Here is a 16,641-nt window from a genome sequence, read left to right on the forward strand (position 1 = left end):
TTACTCATTTGAGGGCTTGGCACGATCTTCTATACATCGCGATATAAGAAAAGCCCCCGTTGCCGGGAGCTTTAAAGTCAATTGGTGCGGCGTATAGGATTCCGCGCATCCGCTGCGCGGATCCGCACCGGCTTCGCCCGCCTGCCGGCGGACTCGTCCGCTCGCTAAAAACGCTCCGCGTTTTCTTGACGCTCGCGCCTCGAACGAGGTTCGAATCTCCGCAATGCCCCCGTAAAGGAAAAGCCTCCGTTACCGGAGGCTTTAAAGTTCAGTTGGTGCGGCGTATAGGATTCGAACCTATGACGTTCTGATTCGTAGTCAGACCCTCTATCCAGCTGAGGTAACGCCGCAACGCACGGATTATTATGCACGCGAGCCCCCGATGGGTCAAGCGACAATTAGAAAAAATTTTACGGAGTGATAATTAAGTTGTTCGTGCCTCGACCGAGGTTCGAATCCATGCGGTGTTGCCATAAAAGAAAAGCCCCCGTTGCCGGAGGCTTTCAATTTCAATTGGTGCGGCGTATAGGATTCCGCGCATCCGCTTCGCGGATCCGCACCGGCTTCGCCCGCCTGCCGGCGGACTCGCCCGCGGGCTAAAAACGCTCCGCGTTTTCTTGACGCCCGCGCCTCGACCGAGGTTCGAATCCATGCGGCGTCCGCCTAAAAGAAAAGCCCCCGTTGCCGGAGGCTTTCAATTTCAATTGGTGCGGCGTATAGGATTCGAACCTATGACGTTCTGATTCGTAGTCAGACCCTCTATCCAGCTGAGGTAACGCCGCAGCGCAAGACATATAAAACCACTTTAGCTTATTGGAGTCAAGCACAATTTCAGACTTTTTTGTGGAACGCAGTCCTGTCATGCTGCTCCGCATATACCGCCATTCCCCGTACGATCGATTGGCTTTTCGATCACGTCAAACTTAGCATCAAGTTCCCTCAGGAGCGATCTCACCCGCTGGGCACAATCATAATCGGCAAACGAGATGCTCAACATGCGAGCAACCTGATTAGATGTCTGGACCCCATAGAAATGCTCTAGGGCCACAAGCCCCTCGTGCGCCACAAACGTCTCAACCACATGAGGCGACTCCTCGTAGCACCATTGCGTCAACGGCCCCTCGCTCGTCTGTCGAACCACCAGGCCACCCATGCCAGACGGCTCACACGTCACAAGCAGGTACTCCCCGCCCTCGTCGCTCTCAAACAAAACCACCCGATCATCAAACAGCTCCATCGCGTCCCCTTTCTCTCGCTCTTATTTAGCAAAAGCATAGCAGGTAGATGGCTGTATACAGAACAGTTGTTCGTGTGTTTTCTATTGAGCTGTCCGCACGGCATGGTATGGACCTGCGCACGAAATAGGGCGCCCCCGAAGGAGCGCCCTTGCATATCGCCTATGCAGCCAAGTTACGCGACCGGCTCGATCTTCTCGAGGCCGCCCATGTAGGGACGCAGGACCTCGGGGATCGTGATGGTGCCGTCGGCGTTCTGGTAGTTCTCCAAAATGGCGGCCATGGTACGGCCAGCCGGCAGGCCGGAACCGTTAAGGGTGTGCAGGTAGCGCGAACCCTTGAAGTTCTCGGGGTCGCGATACTTGATGTTGGCGCGACGGGCCTGGAAGTCACCGCAGTTGGAGCAGGAGCTGATCTCCTTGTAGGCGTTGTAGCTCGGCAGCCAGACCTCGATGTCGTAGGTCTGACGGGCAGAGAAGCCCAAGTCGCCGGTGCACAGGCTAATCACGCGATACGGAAGGCCCAGCTGCTGCAGCAGGTACTCGGCCTCGGCGGTCATGCTCTCGAGCTCCTCGTCGGACTCCTCCGGCTTAGCGAACTTGACCATCTCGACCTTGTCGAACTCGTGCTGACGGATGATGCCACGGGTATCGCGACCGGCGGAACCGGCCTCCTCGCGGAAGCAGGGGGTGAAGGCGGTGTAGCGGCGCGGCAGGGTGTCGGCGTCGAGGACCTCACCGGCGTGCAGGTTGGTGAGCACGACCTCGGCGGTGGGGATCAGGAAGTTGTCGCCCGAGACGTGATAGGCGTCGTCCTCGAACTTGGGCAGCTGGCCCGTGCCGAACATGGTCTGACGCTTGACGACGATGGGCGGCCACCACTCCTTAAAACCACGGCTGGTGTGCGTATCGAGGAAGAAGTTGATGAGGGCGCGCTCAAGACGGGCGCCGGCGCCACCGAGAACGGTGAAGCGGCTGCCGGAGAGCTTGTTGCCGCGCTCGAAGTCAAGGATGTCGAGGTCGGTGCCCAGATCCCAGTGCGGCTTAAAGTCGAAGTCGAACTCGCGCGGGGTGCCCCAACGACGGCGCTCGATGTTCTCGTCCTCGTCCTTGCCGTACGGCGTGGCCTCGCAAGGAATGTTGGGCAGGTGAGCCATGAAGTCGTACTGCTCCTGCTCGAGGGCGGTGCGGCGCTCGGCCAGACCGTCAATCTTCTCGTTGACGGCGCGCACGGCCTCCTTGGCGGCCTCGGCCTCGTCCTTCTTGCCCTCCTTCATCAGGGCGCCGATCTTCTTGGACTCGGCATTGCGCGTGGCTTGAAGTTCCTCAACCTCGGTGATGACGGCACGACGCTCGTCGTCGAGCTCAAAGAACTTCTCTCGATCCCAAGACGTCTGGCGGTTAGCCATGGCGACATCGATGGCATCGGGGTTCTCGCGAACAAACTTGATATCAAGCATTAGATCCTCCGGCGATATACATTCCATTTAGGTTGCAACCTTGTACATGTATGGGCAAGTATATACTTATGAGCGTTTACGACCCAACTCAACTACGCAAGAAGGCACCCAATGGACGCAGTTTTTTCCTTTTTGTTTGGCACCCGCACCGGTTTTGCCATCCTTTTCGCCGGCGGCATCCTGCTGTTTGCGATTATTGCCTTTGTAATGGAGAAGCGCACCCATAAGATGTATGTCGACCGCGGCCCCAAGTCCGAGGACGAAGAAAACAGCTTCTGGGACTAACCTGCCAAAAAGGGACAGGTTTATTTTGGTCGGTTTTATCTGGGCAAACGCAAGTGCCCCGCAACTGGAATTGAGCCAGTTGCGGGGCACTTTTCGCTAAAAGGACAAAACCGCAGGAAAAACCTGCCAACATAAACCTGTCCCTTTTTTGGTCGGTTTTACTGGAGGGTTGCGTCGATTGCCTTGACCAGGGCGCTGCGCATGCCGGCGTCCTCGAGCGCAACGATGCCCTTGATGGTGGCACCACCGGGCGAGCATACGGCATCCTTCATCGCCGCAGGATGCTGGCCAGTTGCAAGCTGCAGCTTTGCCGTACCCAGCACCATCTGGCTCACAATGCGATAAGCATCCGCACGCGGGATACCGTGCTTGACCGCCGCATCGCCCAGGGCCTCGATTGCCATGGCGACAAACGCCGGAGCGCAACCACCCACCGTGCCGCCCACAAACAGCAGGCTTGTGTCGAGCTCGACGACAGCGCCAAGCTTACCGAGCAGGTCGAGCACCACAGCACGCTGCTCGTCGTTAAGCGTCGAAGCCTTCTCGCAGGCGATGACGCCCTCGCCCACCGAAACCGGCGTGTTGGGCACCGTCGAGATATGCGCGACGCCCGGCAGGACCTGCTCCCACTTGGCACTGTCCCAGGTCCAGGCAACCGACAGAACGACCTTTTTGGCAAAAGCATCCTTGAGCGGGGCGAATACCTTCTCGATCATGTACGGTTTGACCGCAGCGACCACGATATCGGATGCGGCGACAACCTCGGCGGCATCGTGGCAGGCGACCATGCCGCGCGCCTCGCAGCGCTCAACCAGTGCGTCGTAGCGACCCGCGCAGGCGCACATGTCGCTCGCAGCTACACCGGCAGCGATCCAGCCATCGGCCATAGCGCTCGCCATATTGCCAAAACCGACAAATCCAATCTTCATATCGCATAGTCCTTTCAGACACATTCCTCAAAACGAAAGGTATTGTCCCACGCCATTGTTTCGTATTGCCGACCTATTTGTGATACGGCTCGCCACGACTGATCTTACAGGCACGGTAAATCTGCTCTAGCAGCACCACACGCGCCAGGTTATGCGGCAAGGTAATGCGTCCAAAGCTGAGCATCTCGTCGGCTCGTGCGCGCACGTCATCGCTCACGCCGTCCGAACCGCCGATTACAAAGGCAATGTCGCTGCCGCCTCGCAGCATAAGATCGTCGAGCCTCGCCGAAAACTCCTCGCTCGAGCGCTCCTTGCCCTCGATAGCCAGCAGGATCACATGCGCTCGAGATGGCAAGGCGGCAAGAATCGCCGCCCCCTCCTTGTCGCGCGCGGCATCCACGCCGCCCGCCTTAGCCGGGTCGATATCGGCCACCTCGCGGATATCCACCTTGGCATAGGCACCTAGGCGCTTGGTGTACTCAGCGCACGCGTCCTTCCAAAAGCGCTCCTTGAGCTTACCGACGCAAACGACGGTGTATTTCACGCGCGTCTACTCCTTCGAATCGTTTTGAACTTTGCCGGCGGCCAGCATCTGCTCGAACATCGAGGCCGACTGCGAAAAGTCGCTCGGCAGCACGACCGTCGAGGTTTTACCCGTGCGAGCGAACTCCGTCATCATCTCGGACCACTGCGTAAACATGAACAGTTGGTTGGCCTCGTCATTGCCGACACCCGTCTCTTGGATGATCTCGAGCGAATCTTTGATACCCAGCGCGATGGCCTTGCGCTGGTTGGCGATGCCCTCGCCCGCCTTTTCCATAGCCTCGGCCTCGGCGGTCGCCTCGGTGACGCGCTTGATGCGGTCGGCCTCGGCGAGCTCCTGCGCGGCAGCGCGCTTGCGCTGGGCAGCGTTGATGTCGTTCATGGAGTTCTCAACCTCGGTCGGCAGTGCGATTTTGGTGATGAGCGTCGACACGAGGGTGAAGCCGTAGGCGGCCATCTGCTCAGAAACGGTAGCGTTGACATCCTTGGCGATGTCATCCTTCTTGGCAAAGACCTCATCGAGTGTGTAGACGGGGATGGAGGAGCGCAGGGCGTCGGTGATGAAGTCGCGCATCTGGTCGACGGGCTCCTGCAGCATGTAGTAGCTCTTGTAGATGCCCGAATCTGCCGGGCCGGCGCCCATGTCGTAGCTCACGTGGTACTGAGCGGAGACCTCAAGACCGATGGTCACGTTGTCCTGGGTCTTAACGTCGATGCCAAAACCGTTTTTCATGGTGCGCAGGCTCACCGTGGCGGCCTTGCGGTCGATCACGGGCACCTTCACGTGGAAGCCCGCGTTGACGATACGGTTGAACTTACCCAAGCGCTCGATGATTACGGCGTGCTGCTGCTCAACGACATAACAGGCGTTGGGGAGCAGGAGCAACAAAATGATGATGGGAATCAAAAGGCTGGTAAGGGCGGCGATGATACCGGAAAACAGCATGGTCTCTCCTCTGATAGGCACACGTTGGCATTAGGATACCCGTCCAAGGAGATCGTGCATAACAAAAAAGCTCCCATTGCTGGGAGCTCTTTCATTTAATGGTGCGGGCGAAAGGACTTGAACCTTCATGGGGTTGCCCCCATACGGACCTGAACCGTACGCGTCTGCCAATTCCGCCACGCCCGCGTGCAGGAATTAGAATAACGGAGCGCCACCGCGAACGCAAGAACTATTTTTGAAAAAGTTTGCAGGCATTTTCCCAAGCGGCATGCGCGATTGTTTCGGCGTCCTCACCAGTGCGATCGACACGGTCGTTAACCAGCGCGTTTGCCGTAATGGAGATCATTGCGGGCTCGCATTCAAGACCGCGGATGGGCTCCGGAGCCATATACGGGCAATCCGTCTCGAACAAAATTCGATCGAGTGGGGTTGCCGCAAATGCCTCGCGCACGTCGTCGTTGCGCTTAAAGGTGGCCGCACCACCATAGGCGATATAGCAGCCCAGCTCCACAAAGCGCTCCATCGTGGCGCGGTCCTCGCCAAAACAGTGCAGCACACAACCGGCCTGGGGCACGCCCACCTCACGAAGCACGTTGTAGGCGTCCACGTGCGAGGTACGCTCCTGGTCCATGTCCTCGTGACGCAGATGCAGCTCCACCGGCACGTTACGACACACGGCAAGCTCGAGCTGGCGCGCCATGCAATCAATCTGCACGCTGTGGGGCGCCGGCGTGATGTCGTCGTCGTAATCCATGTGGTAGTCCAGACCGATTTCGCCAATACCGGCACACAAAGGGTCATCAAGCGCAGCAACAACCTGCGCGTGAATGTCGTCGGTATAGTCCGGCGCGCCATACGGATGCACGCCGGCAAGATACTTGATCTGCGGGATATCCTGCATCGGCAGAATTTCGCGCACGAGCCAGTCGCTATAGTCCGTCACGCTGCGCTTGTCGGCGATGGGGTCGAAGACCGTCACCAACAGGTCGATGCCTGCCGCCTTGGCACGCACGATTGTCTCGGGCACATCCTTGCCCCAGAACGAAAGCAGATGCGCATGTGTGTCGGCAAGCGGTGCCAAGGGCACGGGACAAGCAACCGTCTTCTTTTTCTTGGTAAACGTCACGCGTTCGGCATTAAGCGTCATGGGAAAGCTCCCGAGCCAGGCACACAAAGTCGGCGACGCCGAGCGTCTCGGCGCGCGTGGTGGGTGCGATACCGCAAGCCTCAAAGGCGGCATCGAGCACGTCCTTGGCAAAGCCGTTGGCGCTCATGGAATTGCGGATGGTCTTGCGACGCTGGGCAAATGCAGCATCAATCACGCGGGCCACAAATTCGCGATCGAGCCCTTCGGGCACCACGCCGTCAACACGGTCGATACGCACGACAGCCGAGTCCACGTGCGGCGCCGGCATAAAGCAACGCGGCGGCACCTCAAAGCGACCCGTCACCTGCGCATACAGGCCGAGCTTTGCCGTATAGCCGCCATAGGTCTTGTTGCCCGGCACTGCGGCAATGCGATCGGCAACCTCCTTTTGCACCATGACGACGGCGCGCTTGAGCGCCGGCATCGTCTGGAAAAATTGCAAAATGATCGTCGCCGCCACGTTATAGGGCAAGTTCGCGACAAATACCGTCGGCTCACCGCCCGCAGCCTGCTCAATCTGCTCCGGCGTCACCTTGAGCGCGTCGCCCATGATAAAGCGGAAGTTGGCATAGTCGGCGGCGTGAGCATCGAGCACCGGCTCGAGCTCGGGATCTGCCTCGATCGACGTGACGCACGCCGCCTCCTGCAGCAACGCAAGTGTCAACGTACCGCAACCCGGACCCACCTCGAGTACGCGCTCGTCACCTGCAAGCTCAGCGAGCTCACAGATGCGTTCGATCACATGGTTGTCGATCAGGAAGTTTTGGCCCAGGCGGTGCTTGGTCGCAAGGCCAAACTCCTCCAGCAGCTCCCTTGTTGCCGTGGGGTTTGCCAAAGGCGAAGTTGTCATAGTTGCCTCCTTAGCATGATGGCGGCGTCTTGAAACGAAAGGGCATGGACCGTTGCGGCCATGCCCTTACATCTAAACATCAAATTGCCGATATGGCGCTCGCGCGGTCTCTACGCCAGACGCGGGAACAGCGGATCGCCCTTCTCGACGGGCTGACCACCAGCAAGCAGGCCCCAAGTGCAAATGCCCTTGAGGTCGTCGCTCGCGGCCTCGCCCTCACAGGACAGGCGGCGCAGAGCCTCGGCAGAAGTCTGGGGCATGAGCGGCATCAGCAGGTGGGCGGCGATGCGGATGGCCTCGAGCAGGTTGTAGATCACAAATGCCAGCTCGTCAGCCTTGGCCTCGTCCTTGGCAAGCGCCCAGGGCTCGGAGTCCTCGATGTAGTGGTTGGCGGCGTGGATGAGCTCCATGACCTCATCCTTGGCTCCGCCGTAATCGAGCACGTCCATCTTGGCCATGTAGCGGTCGACCAGGCCATCGGCAATCTTTGCCAGCGGGTTATCGAACGCGTCGGCAGACGCCGGTTTAGCCGGGGCGCAGCCGTCAAAGTACTTTGCGCTCATGTTGAGCGAGCGCGAAATGAGGTTGCCCCAGCTGTTGGCCAGATCGGCGTTGTAGACCTGCTCCATGCGATCGAAACTGATGGCGCCGTCGGTGCCGGGGACCACGTCGGTCATAAAGTAATAGCGGTAGCCCTCGACGCCCAGCATGTCGATAACATCCTGCGGAGCGATGGCGTTGCCGCGGCTCTTGGACATCTTCTCGGCCTTGCCGGTCTCGGCATTGCGCACGGTCAGGAAGCCGTGGGCAAAGACGTGCTCGGGCAGGGCCTCGCCGATGGCCATGAGCATGGCGGGCCAAATGACGCAGTGGAAGCGAATGATGTCCTTACCCACAATATGGAACTGCGCGGGCCAGCGATAGGCCAGCTCGGCACGGGCCTCGTCGGTGTCGACACCGTAGCCGACGGCAGTCATATAGTTGAGCAGCGCATCGAACCACACGTAGGTCACGTGACCCTCGTCAAACGGGACCTGAATGCCCCAGTCAAAGCTCGTACGGCTCACGGAAAGGTCGTTAAGGCCGCCCTCGACAAAGCTACGTACCTCGTTCATGCGGAACGCAGGCTCGACAAAGTCGGGGTGCTCGTCATAGAGCTTGAGAAGCTTGTCCTGGAAGGCGGAAAGCTTAAAGAAGTAGGACTCCTCCTGCACGCGCTCAAGCGGACGGTGGCAGTCGGGGCATAGATGCTGGCCGACGCTGCCGTACTCCTCGTCGCCCTTCTGGACCTGCGTATCGGTGAAGTAGGTCTCGTCAGGCACGCAATACCAACCGTCGTAGCTGCCCTTATACAGGTAACCGGACTCCTTCATGCGCTCCCACAGATACTGCACGGCATGATGCTGGCGCGGCTCGGTGGTGCGGATGAAGTCGTCGTTGGAAATCTCGAGCTTGCTCCAAAGCTCCTTGAAGTGCGGGGCCTGGCTATCGGTCCACTCCTGCGGCGTCATGCCATGCTTGGCTGCGGCCTCGGCGACCTTCTCGCCGTGCTCGTCCATGCCGGTCAGGAACTTGACGTTATAGCCGGCGGAACGGCGATAGCGAGCCTGAACGTCGGCGATGATGGTGGAATAAGCCGTGCCCAGGTGCGGATCGGCGTTGACGTAGTAGATGGGCGTCGTGATAAAGAACGAAGGCTTGCTTTGATCCATGGGGTTTGTCCTCCAGAAAAACGTTGCATACAGAGGATGATTCTAGCGCAAGGGCTGGATATCCTCCATCTATTGCATATCGAGCACCATGGCATAGACATCGCGCTTGCGGCGCGAATACTTCTGAGACAGGCGCTTGGCCACCGCAGACGCGGGCTCCCCCTCCTCGAGCGCGGCGCGGATATCCTCGCGCAGGGCCTCGTCGGGATCCGCTACCGCAGCGCCAACCGGCGCGATGCCGGCCTCCTCATCCTCGCTCGGCGGCGCGATGACCAGCGCAATCTCGCCCTTTACCTCGCCGCGAGCACGCAGCTCCTCGGCAAGCTGGTCAGCGGGCCCGCGCAAGACCTCCTCGTGCAGCTTGGTGAGTTCGCGGCAGACGGCAACCTCACGCTGGGGAAAGACCTCCGCCACGGCCTCGAGCGTCGCCACGATGCGATGTGGAGACTCGTAGAAGATGAGTGCGCCGGGCACCACGGCAAGGCGCTGCAAACGGCGCACACGGTCGCCGTGCTTTCGGCCCAAAAAGCCCTCGAAGAAAAAATGCTCGCAGGGAATGCCGGACGAAACAAGCGCCGTGACGCAAGCAGAGGGCCCGGGAATAACTTCGACGGGCAAATCGGCCTCACGCGCCGCCTCGACCAGCGCCTGGCCGGGATCGGACACGCTCGGCATGCCGGCGTCCGAGGCAAAGGCGAGGGTCTCCCCCGCCAGCAGACGGTCGACCAGGCCGGCAGCGCGGCTAGCGATCACATTCTCGTCGCAACGGACAAGCGGCTTGGAAATGCCCAGGTGCATCAGCAGCTTTGACGTCACACGCGTGTCTTCGCAGCAGATGACATCGGCAGCGGCAAAGGCCTCGCCAACGCGCGGGGACAGGTCACCCAGGTTGCCGATGGGCGTGCCGACCACATAGAGTTTGCCCGTATGGGCGCTGTTTTGCGTCATATCAACCTATTCAATCATGCCGCGCTCGAGCGTACCGAGCGCCGCGCGGGCGTCCCATGCTGCAATGCGCTTCTCGGTCTTCCACGTTTGAAAGAACCAACCGGCAGCCGGCGCAAACGAAGCCAGCTGGTTGGCGATAAACACGCGCTCGTAGGCATTGCGGCCCTCGGGCGTAACCGACGAGTTGGCAAAGATCGCCGCGCCCGACCATTCGCCCACCAGCACGGGGAACCCAGTCGAAATCGCTTCTTTAAGCTCGCGCTTGTTACGCGAAATCGCCGTCGTCAGCCCGCGAGGGCTCGTGATGTCGAGCGCATACTCGTCGCGGTAATGGTACAGGTGAAGGTCCATGTAGACGTTCTTGTACTTGGCGCCGCGCATAAAATGCTTCCACTCGCTGGGATGCCCCGACGACGAGAAGACGACGATCTTATCCTCGGGCATATACGAACGGACGAGCTCGTAGGCATCGCGATAGAAATTGCGCAGGTAGTGAGCGGGAATGCCATCCGTCATGGTGAAGAGGCTCTTGCGAACGCTCATCTGCGGCGTGTCCAGCAGCTCAATGCCCAGCAGGCTCTCGGCCTCGCCATAGCGATCGGCCAAGCGCTCGAGCACGTCGAGTGCGACATGGCGGCCGTTAGTGGACGAATGCCACTCGGCAACAGCCTCCGGCGTGGTGGGCGAATCGTTGGAATCGCCCTGGCCACCGGGCACAGTTGCCAGATCGAGCAGCACGCGGATGTCGTACTTGGCAGCCCACTCAATCGCGCGGTCGATGTAATCGACAACCGATATGTAGGAGGCATCGGACTCCTGTGAGCCAAAGGCATACCAAGGCACCGGCAGACGCACGGCATTGAGACCGATCTGCGCCATGCGACGAAAATCGTCCTCGCTCACAAACGTCTCGTAATGGCGGCGCATGCGCTCGTTATAGGCGGCGGTACCCATGGCCTCCTGTAGCTCGGCCGCGTTGGATGCACCGGTCGCCGCGTACAGCGACGGGGTCACCCAAGGCTCGGGAATAAACCAGCCAGAGAGATTAACGCCGAGTATCCTCTCCATCACTGCCCCCTTCGGATCATGCAGGTCGAACCCGCATCGTATTGCATAGGATAAGTATCGTTTTGAGTATACCCGCGTGTGCGGACAGGCGACCGAACGGTCTGTAAAGTGACGCGAAAGTGGGAGGAATGTCTGGGGCGGGCGGGCTCGGAATGGTGCGACGAGGTGTGTACGCGCGCCGGAGGCAGGCACCGGAAAGTGTGTCCCGTTCTGAGCCCTTATTCTGGGACGCAGTTTCCGCAGAACCCTACATAAAAGAAAAGGACCCCTTTGCAGAGGTCCTAGTCAATTCAAGGTGGCGGGGAAGGGAATCGAACCCCTGACACGAGGATTTTCAGTCCTCTGCTCTACCAACTGAGCTACCCAGCCATTTGAGGTGTGCCTTGTTTCAAGGCTTGATTAGTATAACCAAGGACGCGTTCCGGTCAACCGAGAATTTCAAAAAAGTTTTTGAGCACAGCCTCGGTTCTATAAATCGGCACGTCAGAGGCATCAGCCGGCAGCAAGAAGTTTTTCGCTCAGAGCCGCACGGGCAAACTCACTTGGCGTCATCCCCTCGGCAGCCGCCCGTCGACGAATGGCCTCCTTCATTCCCAGAGGAATCTTGACCGACAGCGTTGCCGTCCCCTCACCTGAGAGTGGGGGCCGTCCATGCACGATCCCACCAACGGTGTGTTCGCCATCCGGAAACTCTCCGCGCTCGTACGACTCGCACCACGCGTCAATCGTTTCATCCGTTACAACCTGACCATTAGCGGCCGTATACGTCTTGCCCATCATCGACCCCTTTGCCGAGCCCGTTCAATCTCCTGCCAAAATTTCTTCTGGACTGGAGACAAGGCATGAATGATAAGCCACCCACGGACAAGCTCGACCGCGACAAGCTCCACGCTTCGTCCGTCTGGGAGCCATCCAATCGCAAGCCATCTCGGCGGCTCGTCCTTCGACTCGCGACGAATGCACTCAGTAACCGCAAGCCAAACGCTAAGCACCTGCTTTTCTGTCAGGTGCTTTTTAGCGTTGGGATGGATCTCAACATCCATGCATCTTCTCCTCCATCTTACCCAATTTCGTATGACGAAAGTCCGCTGTCGCCAATTCTTAAGCCGGCACGCGTTGGAGAGCAGGGGTCGAAACAATGATTGAAGAGCGCTCTAGTGCGGCCCAGGCGCCGGGGCAGGAGCACATACGCCAGGGACATACGTTTTCGTAGCGCGCGAGGATATTGCCGTCGCGATCGATGAAGGCGATGTCGATGGGATAGGCCATAAAACACGTATGGACCGAAGAGCAGCGTGGAAACGCCATGACAAGCGGCAGGCCGTTGGCGGCAACCGGACACCGTCCCAGCATGCCGCGCAGGCGCACGACAAACGACTCCGCCACCGCAAACTCGGCCGGCGTCCAACCCAGCCTGTTGAGTGCCCGCGCGTAGGCGATGTAGGACGAGACCGCGGTCACATGACCACCCCCGGACGCCATGGATCGACCGTCACCGCGCGCTCGTGCGACAACGTTGTCGGCGCCCCCAGCGGAACGCCAGCGATGCTGAGAGAAGTCGGCCACGGCTCATAGTGCATGGTGCAGGTGTAGGTCCTAAACGTACCGGATAGGGAGAGCAGACCACCATCCGATGCCTCCGCGCCTTGCTCGCTCGACACTTCGATCTGCAAGTCATAGCCTTCCATGGCATTCAGAATTTGAGTCTGGACCGTCGCCGAGGCATCGACAGAGCTTTCGTCGCCCTCCCCCTCCGACGCCACGGCGTGCGCCAACACGATGTCGGGCACCACGCGGTCGAAGCGCGCGACAGCGCTGGCAAAGATCATGACGTTGTACACGATGAGTGCCAGCACCAGCAAAACGGGCGTAACCACTGCCATCTCCACCGTCGCTTGGGCGCGCTCCTCGCGCAGACGCATGCGGATACTCATTACGACCCACCGCCCAGAGCGCCAACCAGCGTGGCGACATCGACGGTGAGCGGGATGGAGCCGCCGCCGGGCAGAGGAATCTCCGCAAGCGTGAACACCGTACCGCTAATGGTGCGTTCGACTTGATATTCCAACGCCTCGCAAAGCGCCTTGGGATCGGTCACGCCCAACGGAATACCTCGCAGCTTGTCTTGCGCTTGAGAGAGACCAGCAATGTCAGACCCCGGACTCTTAATGACGTTGGCGGAATCGGTCAGCACCGGCTTTCGCAGGCGCAAGTCGCACGGTTCCAAACCCAGCGCCGCCACGGATGCCGAAACGGTATCGCCGAGCCACGATGCAATGGAGCCCAACGCGCCGCTGCCCCCTCCTAGGCCTTCAATCATCTCGTCCATAAGTTCGTCGGCCGAACCTTGGATATCACCGTATCCTACGAGCAGCCGTCCCCAAACATCCATGACGCCGTCGAGCACGCCGGCAACGCCGCCCGAGCGTTCCTTCAATGTCGAGAAAAATCGCGAAAGCACGTTGTTTTGCGCCGTCGCCTCATCGGGCGCCAGCACCGCGGCAGAGATGGCACCGCGATCGCCAAGCCTGACTGCCGTGTTAAACGAAGAGTTGAGCTCATCGGGGCTCGAGATGGCACCCGAAACCGCAAAGGCAACCACGCCGTTGCGACCGGGCGGAGCGATACGCGGACGCTCGCCCGAAAGCGCTTTAATGGCCTGGTCAAACGCATTGCCCGCACGGTCGGCTTCGTCCTCGGTCTGACGCTCGAGCTCGAGCTCCTTGTTGCGACAGTCGACGTAGTCCTCCAGGGCGTCTTTAAACTTGTCAAAGTGATACTCGAAGCCGTTTTCGATAGAGGTTGAAGGCGCCGCAACAGCACCAAGCGACAAAACGCCAAAATGGCATTTGCTGCATTTATCCTGTCCATCGTAATCGGCAACCGAAGCAAATCCGCTCGACGTCCCTTTCTTATAGTTAGGGCAGGTCGTCCCGTAATGCAGATACGCCTTGTCATCGTTCACGCTAGTCGGCCACACCGCATCGGTATAGAGTTCCGTCGCCCGAACCTCATCAGAGTTGCGCGGCAGCAGCGGAATATAGGAGGAAACCCTGTCTCCGTTCTCGGTTATATGTGCCCGATCGACCTCCGCGCTCGCATAGGTATAAAACGCCTTACGCGCCGCAGACTCTGCCTTCATCTCGACACTCGAGCCGCGGGGCTTCTCATTTGTCAGACGCCAATGGTAGTAGTCCTTCGCGCGATCAAGGGCAACTTGGGGCTCCCACGTAACACTCGATGAGTAATGCGGATTTTGAACACCGGAGAGATCCGTTAGGCTTTTCGCACGCTCCCACATGCAAGAACAGCTGCCGACCGAGCCCTTGTCAGACCCACCACAATCCGCCAGCCAAGCACGCTCTTTAGCCTTCGCCGTGTCCTCAGAAGCCTTCCGCAGCTCCTCGGCCGCACACTCTAAATCATCTGATGTGTCTTTAATGGCATCGGTCGAGATCTCGGACCCCTCGAGCGCAGCGAAGTCAGACTCGGATGTCCTGGGCACGGCAAGCGCCGTACCGGTATAGGTCACACTATCGGTATCCTGCGCCGACACCGCCTGCGTGGCACGCGCGGCGATCAGATACGGCAGAGCCGTCTCGATTTTCTGTAAGCCTTCCGATGCGCTTTTGGCAAACTTGTTGCGCGTTTTAATGATCTCAATCCCGGTGTCGACCATATTGCCGGCAACCGGCTCGGCACCCGGGATGAGGATGGCGACCAGGCCTGTCCCGATCGTGGCAAACCCCGCCAGCCCCAGACTCAAGATGCTCGCATCAACCACCGTGGCAGCCGTGTGATAGGACGACACTACGTTGGCACCCGCCAGCGCGCCGCTATCAGCCGCCACCTGGGTATCCCCGGCACGCGACATGCTCCATATTGCCGCGGTCGACGAAAACAACAATGTGAGCACCACTAGGATGACCACGGCAGAAGAAAGCGTGGTATAGGCGCCGTCTTCGATAAACAGATCGACACCGGCTCGACCCATAAAGCCGCCTCGCTTGCGATGGCAGCTCGGACGGTGCGTCAAAACGCGTCTAGACCAGAAACACTTAATCCCATGCAGCAATCCACGAATCATAATCTCCCTCCAGCCATTCGGGACGCGATTGATACGAGACATCGACCTTGAGCTCAACGTAGCCGCCCTCGGCGGTACCACCCATAGCCTGCGCAAACGCACCGATTACAGGCAACGGCTTGACCTCGCCGGAAACGGACACGGACGAGACGCCACCCGCACCGGCCCGGCCAAGCTCGATATCCCACGACAACGGCCCGCCGGCATGAAAGATCGAAACGTTGGGCACTGCGGCAAGTCGGCGGCGGGTGAACTCCTTAAGATCGTCGTCCTCCGCCGTCGTCGTGGTCATGAGCCGCGCGGTCTCGGCGGCGGCAGACTCCATGACCGCGCGCGTATAGAGCAGGCACACCGGTTGCAGCGCGAGAAGGATGAGTGTCAGAAACGTCGGCAGCAAAAAAGCGGCCTCGACCGTAGACTGCGCCCGATCCTCGCGCGCGGCATCAATACAACGCGATGTCCTTAGCGGCCGCAGCGGCGTCGATAACCGACGTCGAGGCAACGCCATGGGATGCCGCCCGCTCAACCAGCGCCGCCAAGCGCCCATCGGTGCCGGCACGCCAAAGTCCCGCGATCGCCAGCACGATCGATAACAGCGCCACCGTGACGATGGCGTATTCGACCGTCGCCTGGGCAGATTCCTCACGCAGGACATCATGCATTTCACGATCCCTCCTTTGAGTCCGTTGCCTGCGGGCTCAGGCGCACGGCGCGCAGACGACACGAAGCATCGCCAGCATCCGCGGCAATTGTCACCATATCGACCCAGCCGCGTCCGTCGCGCACGATGGCGCCCCACACGTTTCCCTTGATGTCGAGATAGCCGCTCAGAGCAAGTTGCGCCGTGGGTACCTCGCGATAGGCACGCAGCATATCCGCCGCCGCTTCGGTCATCGGTCGGTCCTCGGACCATGCAAGCCGGACCGCAATCGCGTTGCCCTCAGGCGAATCCGTCGCAGTGCCAGACCGCTTGTCGAGCGCCCGCAGAAAGGTTTGCGCCGTGACAGCGACATCCGAATCGTCCGCATCTCGCATCTCATCTTTTTGAGACGCCACCGCCGAATCTGAGCCCAAATCGGAGGCGGTCCCAGGACGCTGCTGCCGCGGGGCGTTAAGCCCCCAAAGCACCGCCGCTATCGCCACGGTCAGGCAAGCAAACACCAGCAGCATCCCGATGGGGCGCTCGCCCTCTACAGGCTGTTGATGCCCTCGCTGATCGCATCCCATAGCTCTTTAACCTTGCCTTTAAATGCAACGATGGCAATAATCGCGATCACCACAAGTACGCCCACTAAAATGGCGTACTCGGTGGTACCCTGCGCGCTCTCCTCCTGCAACAGCTCCTTGGCATGCTGGCGAGCGCGGATCGCCCGGCAAAAAGCCCAGTTCCAAGCCTTGTCAGCAACTTCGACCATCGTGTTCATGTATTCCT

Annotated in this window: 19 protein-coding genes and 4 tRNA genes; 1 reads left to right on the forward strand and 22 read right to left on the reverse strand. The window is 59.8% G+C overall.

Annotated features, from left to right (window positions below; genetic code table 11):
* Nucleotides 1–273 precede the first annotated feature (273 nt).
* From DWV58_RS07000 to serS, 4 genes are all read right to left on the reverse strand, one after another.
* Nucleotides 274–350: transfer RNA gene (locus DWV58_RS07000), tRNA-Arg, on the reverse strand.
* Between the two features lie 355 nt (nt 351–705).
* A tRNA-Arg gene (locus DWV58_RS07005) sits at nt 706–782 on the reverse strand.
* Nucleotides 783–859: 77 nt separating this feature from the next.
* The gene (locus DWV58_RS07010; protein WP_117645937.1) at nt 860–1,237 is read right to left on the reverse strand and encodes a hypothetical protein; all 378 of its coding nucleotides are present in this window, start codon (nt 1,235–1,237) and stop codon (nt 860–862) included.
* 173 nt (nt 1,238–1,410) lie between these two features.
* The gene (gene serS / locus DWV58_RS07015; protein WP_055285929.1) at nt 1,411–2,694 is read right to left on the reverse strand and encodes a serine--tRNA ligase; all 1,284 of its coding nucleotides are present in this window, start codon (nt 2,692–2,694) and stop codon (nt 1,411–1,413) included.
* A 111-nt stretch (nt 2,695–2,805) separates the two neighbouring features.
* Here serS and DWV58_RS09945 point away from each other — a divergent pair, with 111 nt between their 5' ends.
* Complete coding sequence (locus tag DWV58_RS09945) at nt 2,806–2,979, forward strand: DUF6724 family protein (protein WP_199586030.1); 174 nt, start codon at nt 2,806–2,808, stop codon at nt 2,977–2,979.
* 158 nt (nt 2,980–3,137) lie between these two features.
* Here the strand turns inward: DWV58_RS09945 and proC are convergent, their stop codons facing one another.
* From proC to DWV58_RS07110, 18 genes are all read right to left on the reverse strand, one after another.
* Nucleotides 3,138–3,908, reverse strand: a complete 771-nt coding sequence (gene proC, locus DWV58_RS07020) for a pyrroline-5-carboxylate reductase (protein ID WP_117776645.1) — start codon at nt 3,906–3,908, stop codon at nt 3,138–3,140.
* Nucleotides 3,909–3,981: 73 nt separating this feature from the next.
* Nucleotides 3,982–4,452: a 23S rRNA (pseudouridine(1915)-N(3))-methyltransferase RlmH gene (gene rlmH / locus DWV58_RS07025; protein ID WP_117637379.1), complete on the reverse strand. Its 471-nt coding sequence runs from the start codon at nt 4,450–4,452 to the stop codon at nt 3,982–3,984.
* Nucleotides 4,453–4,458: 6 nt separating this feature from the next.
* Nucleotides 4,459–5,397 carry an SPFH domain-containing protein gene (locus DWV58_RS07030; protein WP_055250521.1) on the reverse strand — a complete coding sequence of 313 codons (939 nt, stop codon included), beginning with the start codon at nt 5,395–5,397 and terminating at the stop codon, nt 4,459–4,461.
* A gap of 99 nt (nt 5,398–5,496) precedes the next feature.
* A tRNA-Leu gene (locus tag DWV58_RS07035) sits at nt 5,497–5,583 on the reverse strand.
* A gap of 43 nt (nt 5,584–5,626) precedes the next feature.
* Nucleotides 5,627–6,544: a TatD family hydrolase gene (locus tag DWV58_RS07040; RefSeq protein ID WP_117776646.1), complete on the reverse strand. Its 918-nt coding sequence runs from the start codon at nt 6,542–6,544 to the stop codon at nt 5,627–5,629.
* A complete protein-coding gene (rsmA, locus tag DWV58_RS07045) occupies nt 6,534–7,394 on the reverse strand; it encodes a 16S rRNA (adenine(1518)-N(6)/adenine(1519)-N(6))-dimethyltransferase RsmA (protein WP_117776647.1) in 861 nt (286 codons plus the stop codon). The genes DWV58_RS07040 and rsmA overlap by 11 nt, the downstream gene beginning before the upstream one ends.
* 110 nt (nt 7,395–7,504) lie before the next feature.
* On the reverse strand, nt 7,505–9,106 hold the full coding sequence (gene metG, locus DWV58_RS07050; RefSeq protein WP_117640791.1) for a methionine--tRNA ligase: 1,602 nt from the start codon (nt 9,104–9,106) through the stop codon (nt 7,505–7,507).
* Nucleotides 9,107–9,175: 69 nt separating this feature from the next.
* The gene (gene rsmI / locus DWV58_RS07055) at nt 9,176–10,054 is read right to left on the reverse strand and encodes a 16S rRNA (cytidine(1402)-2'-O)-methyltransferase (RefSeq protein ID WP_055250527.1); all 879 of its coding nucleotides are present in this window, start codon (nt 10,052–10,054) and stop codon (nt 9,176–9,178) included.
* Nucleotides 10,055–10,060: 6 nt separating this feature from the next.
* Nucleotides 10,061–11,122, reverse strand: coding sequence for a glycoside hydrolase family 5 protein (locus DWV58_RS07060; RefSeq protein ID WP_055309641.1), 1,062 nt, complete (start codon nt 11,120–11,122; stop codon nt 10,061–10,063).
* A 296-nt stretch (nt 11,123–11,418) separates the two neighbouring features.
* Nucleotides 11,419–11,491, reverse strand: a tRNA-Phe gene (locus DWV58_RS07065).
* Between the two features lie 123 nt (nt 11,492–11,614).
* Entirely contained in the window at nt 11,615–11,902 is a 288-nt protein-coding gene (locus DWV58_RS07070; RefSeq protein WP_199586032.1) for a ribbon-helix-helix domain-containing protein, read from the reverse strand.
* Between the two features lie 321 nt (nt 11,903–12,223).
* Nucleotides 12,224–12,604: a DUF192 domain-containing protein gene (locus DWV58_RS07080; RefSeq protein ID WP_117655491.1), complete on the reverse strand. Its 381-nt coding sequence runs from the start codon at nt 12,602–12,604 to the stop codon at nt 12,224–12,226.
* Nucleotides 12,580–13,056, reverse strand: a complete 477-nt coding sequence (locus DWV58_RS07085) for a TadE/TadG family type IV pilus assembly protein (protein ID WP_117655490.1) — start codon at nt 13,054–13,056, stop codon at nt 12,580–12,582. Before DWV58_RS07085 ends, DWV58_RS07080 begins: the two co-directional genes overlap by 25 nt.
* A complete protein-coding gene (locus DWV58_RS07090; protein ID WP_117776649.1) occupies nt 13,056–15,116 on the reverse strand; it encodes a hypothetical protein in 2,061 nt (686 codons plus the stop codon). Before DWV58_RS07090 ends, DWV58_RS07085 begins: the two co-directional genes overlap by 1 nt.
* 64 nt (nt 15,117–15,180) lie before the next feature.
* Complete coding sequence (locus DWV58_RS07095) at nt 15,181–15,717, reverse strand: TadE/TadG family type IV pilus assembly protein (protein WP_117563703.1); 537 nt, start codon at nt 15,715–15,717, stop codon at nt 15,181–15,183.
* Nucleotides 15,653–15,871, reverse strand: coding sequence for a hypothetical protein (locus tag DWV58_RS07100; RefSeq protein ID WP_117563704.1), 219 nt, complete (start codon nt 15,869–15,871; stop codon nt 15,653–15,655). Before DWV58_RS07100 ends, DWV58_RS07095 begins: the two co-directional genes overlap by 65 nt.
* Nucleotide 15,872: 1 nt before the next feature.
* Entirely contained in the window at nt 15,873–16,436 is a 564-nt protein-coding gene (locus tag DWV58_RS07105; RefSeq protein ID WP_158564541.1) for a hypothetical protein, read from the reverse strand.
* Nucleotides 16,400–16,633, reverse strand: coding sequence for a hypothetical protein (locus tag DWV58_RS07110; protein WP_117734713.1), 234 nt, complete (start codon nt 16,631–16,633; stop codon nt 16,400–16,402). The genes DWV58_RS07105 and DWV58_RS07110 overlap by 37 nt, the downstream gene beginning before the upstream one ends.
* Between the last annotated feature and the right edge of the window lie 8 nt (nt 16,634–16,641).

Origin of the sequence: Collinsella sp. AF11-11, from assembly GCF_003465485.1 — a bacterium.
Classification (GTDB): domain Bacteria; phylum Actinomycetota; class Coriobacteriia; order Coriobacteriales; family Coriobacteriaceae; genus Collinsella.

Bases quoted from the DNA above. Each gene is read 5' to 3' on its own strand.
- DWV58_RS07010 (WP_117645937.1), bottom strand. From the start codon at position 1,237: ATGGAGCTGTTTGATGATCGGGTGGTTTTGTTTGAGAGCGACGAGGGC.
- serS (WP_055285929.1), bottom strand. From the start codon at position 2,694: ATGCTTGATATCAAGTTTGTTCGCGAGAACCCCGATGCCATCGATGTC.
- DWV58_RS09945 (WP_199586030.1), top strand. From the start codon at position 2,806: ATGGACGCAGTTTTTTCCTTTTTGTTTGGCACCCGCACCGGTTTTGCC.
- proC (WP_117776645.1), bottom strand. From the start codon at position 3,908: ATGAAGATTGGATTTGTCGGTTTTGGCAATATGGCGAGCGCTATGGCC.
- DWV58_RS07030 (WP_055250521.1), bottom strand. From the start codon at position 5,397: ATGCTGTTTTCCGGTATCATCGCCGCCCTTACCAGCCTTTTGATTCCC.
- DWV58_RS07040 (WP_117776646.1), bottom strand. From the start codon at position 6,544: ATGACGCTTAATGCCGAACGCGTGACGTTTACCAAGAAAAAGAAGACG.
- rsmA (WP_117776647.1), bottom strand. From the start codon at position 7,394: ATGACAACTTCGCCTTTGGCAAACCCCACGGCAACAAGGGAGCTGCTG.
- metG (WP_117640791.1), bottom strand. From the start codon at position 9,106: ATGGATCAAAGCAAGCCTTCGTTCTTTATCACGACGCCCATCTACTAC.
- rsmI (WP_055250527.1), bottom strand. From the start codon at position 10,054: ATGACGCAAAACAGCGCCCATACGGGCAAACTCTATGTGGTCGGCACG.
- DWV58_RS07060 (WP_055309641.1), bottom strand. From the start codon at position 11,122: ATGGAGAGGATACTCGGCGTTAATCTCTCTGGCTGGTTTATTCCCGAG.
- DWV58_RS07070 (WP_199586032.1), bottom strand. From the start codon at position 11,902: ATGATGGGCAAGACGTATACGGCCGCTAATGGTCAGGTTGTAACGGAT.
- DWV58_RS07080 (WP_117655491.1), bottom strand. From the start codon at position 12,604: ATGGCGTCCGGGGGTGGTCATGTGACCGCGGTCTCGTCCTACATCGCC.
- DWV58_RS07085 (WP_117655490.1), bottom strand. From the start codon at position 13,056: ATGAGTATCCGCATGCGTCTGCGCGAGGAGCGCGCCCAAGCGACGGTG.
- DWV58_RS07090 (WP_117776649.1), bottom strand. From the start codon at position 15,116: ATGGGTCGAGCCGGTGTCGATCTGTTTATCGAAGACGGCGCCTATACC.
- DWV58_RS07095 (WP_117563703.1), bottom strand. From the start codon at position 15,717: ATGGCGTTGCCTCGACGTCGGTTATCGACGCCGCTGCGGCCGCTAAGG.
- DWV58_RS07100 (WP_117563704.1), bottom strand. From the start codon at position 15,871: ATGCATGATGTCCTGCGTGAGGAATCTGCCCAGGCGACGGTCGAATAC.
- DWV58_RS07105 (WP_158564541.1), bottom strand. From the start codon at position 16,436: ATGGGATGCGATCAGCGAGGGCATCAACAGCCTGTAGAGGGCGAGCGC.
- DWV58_RS07110 (WP_117734713.1), bottom strand. From the start codon at position 16,633: ATGAACACGATGGTCGAAGTTGCTGACAAGGCTTGGAACTGGGCTTTT.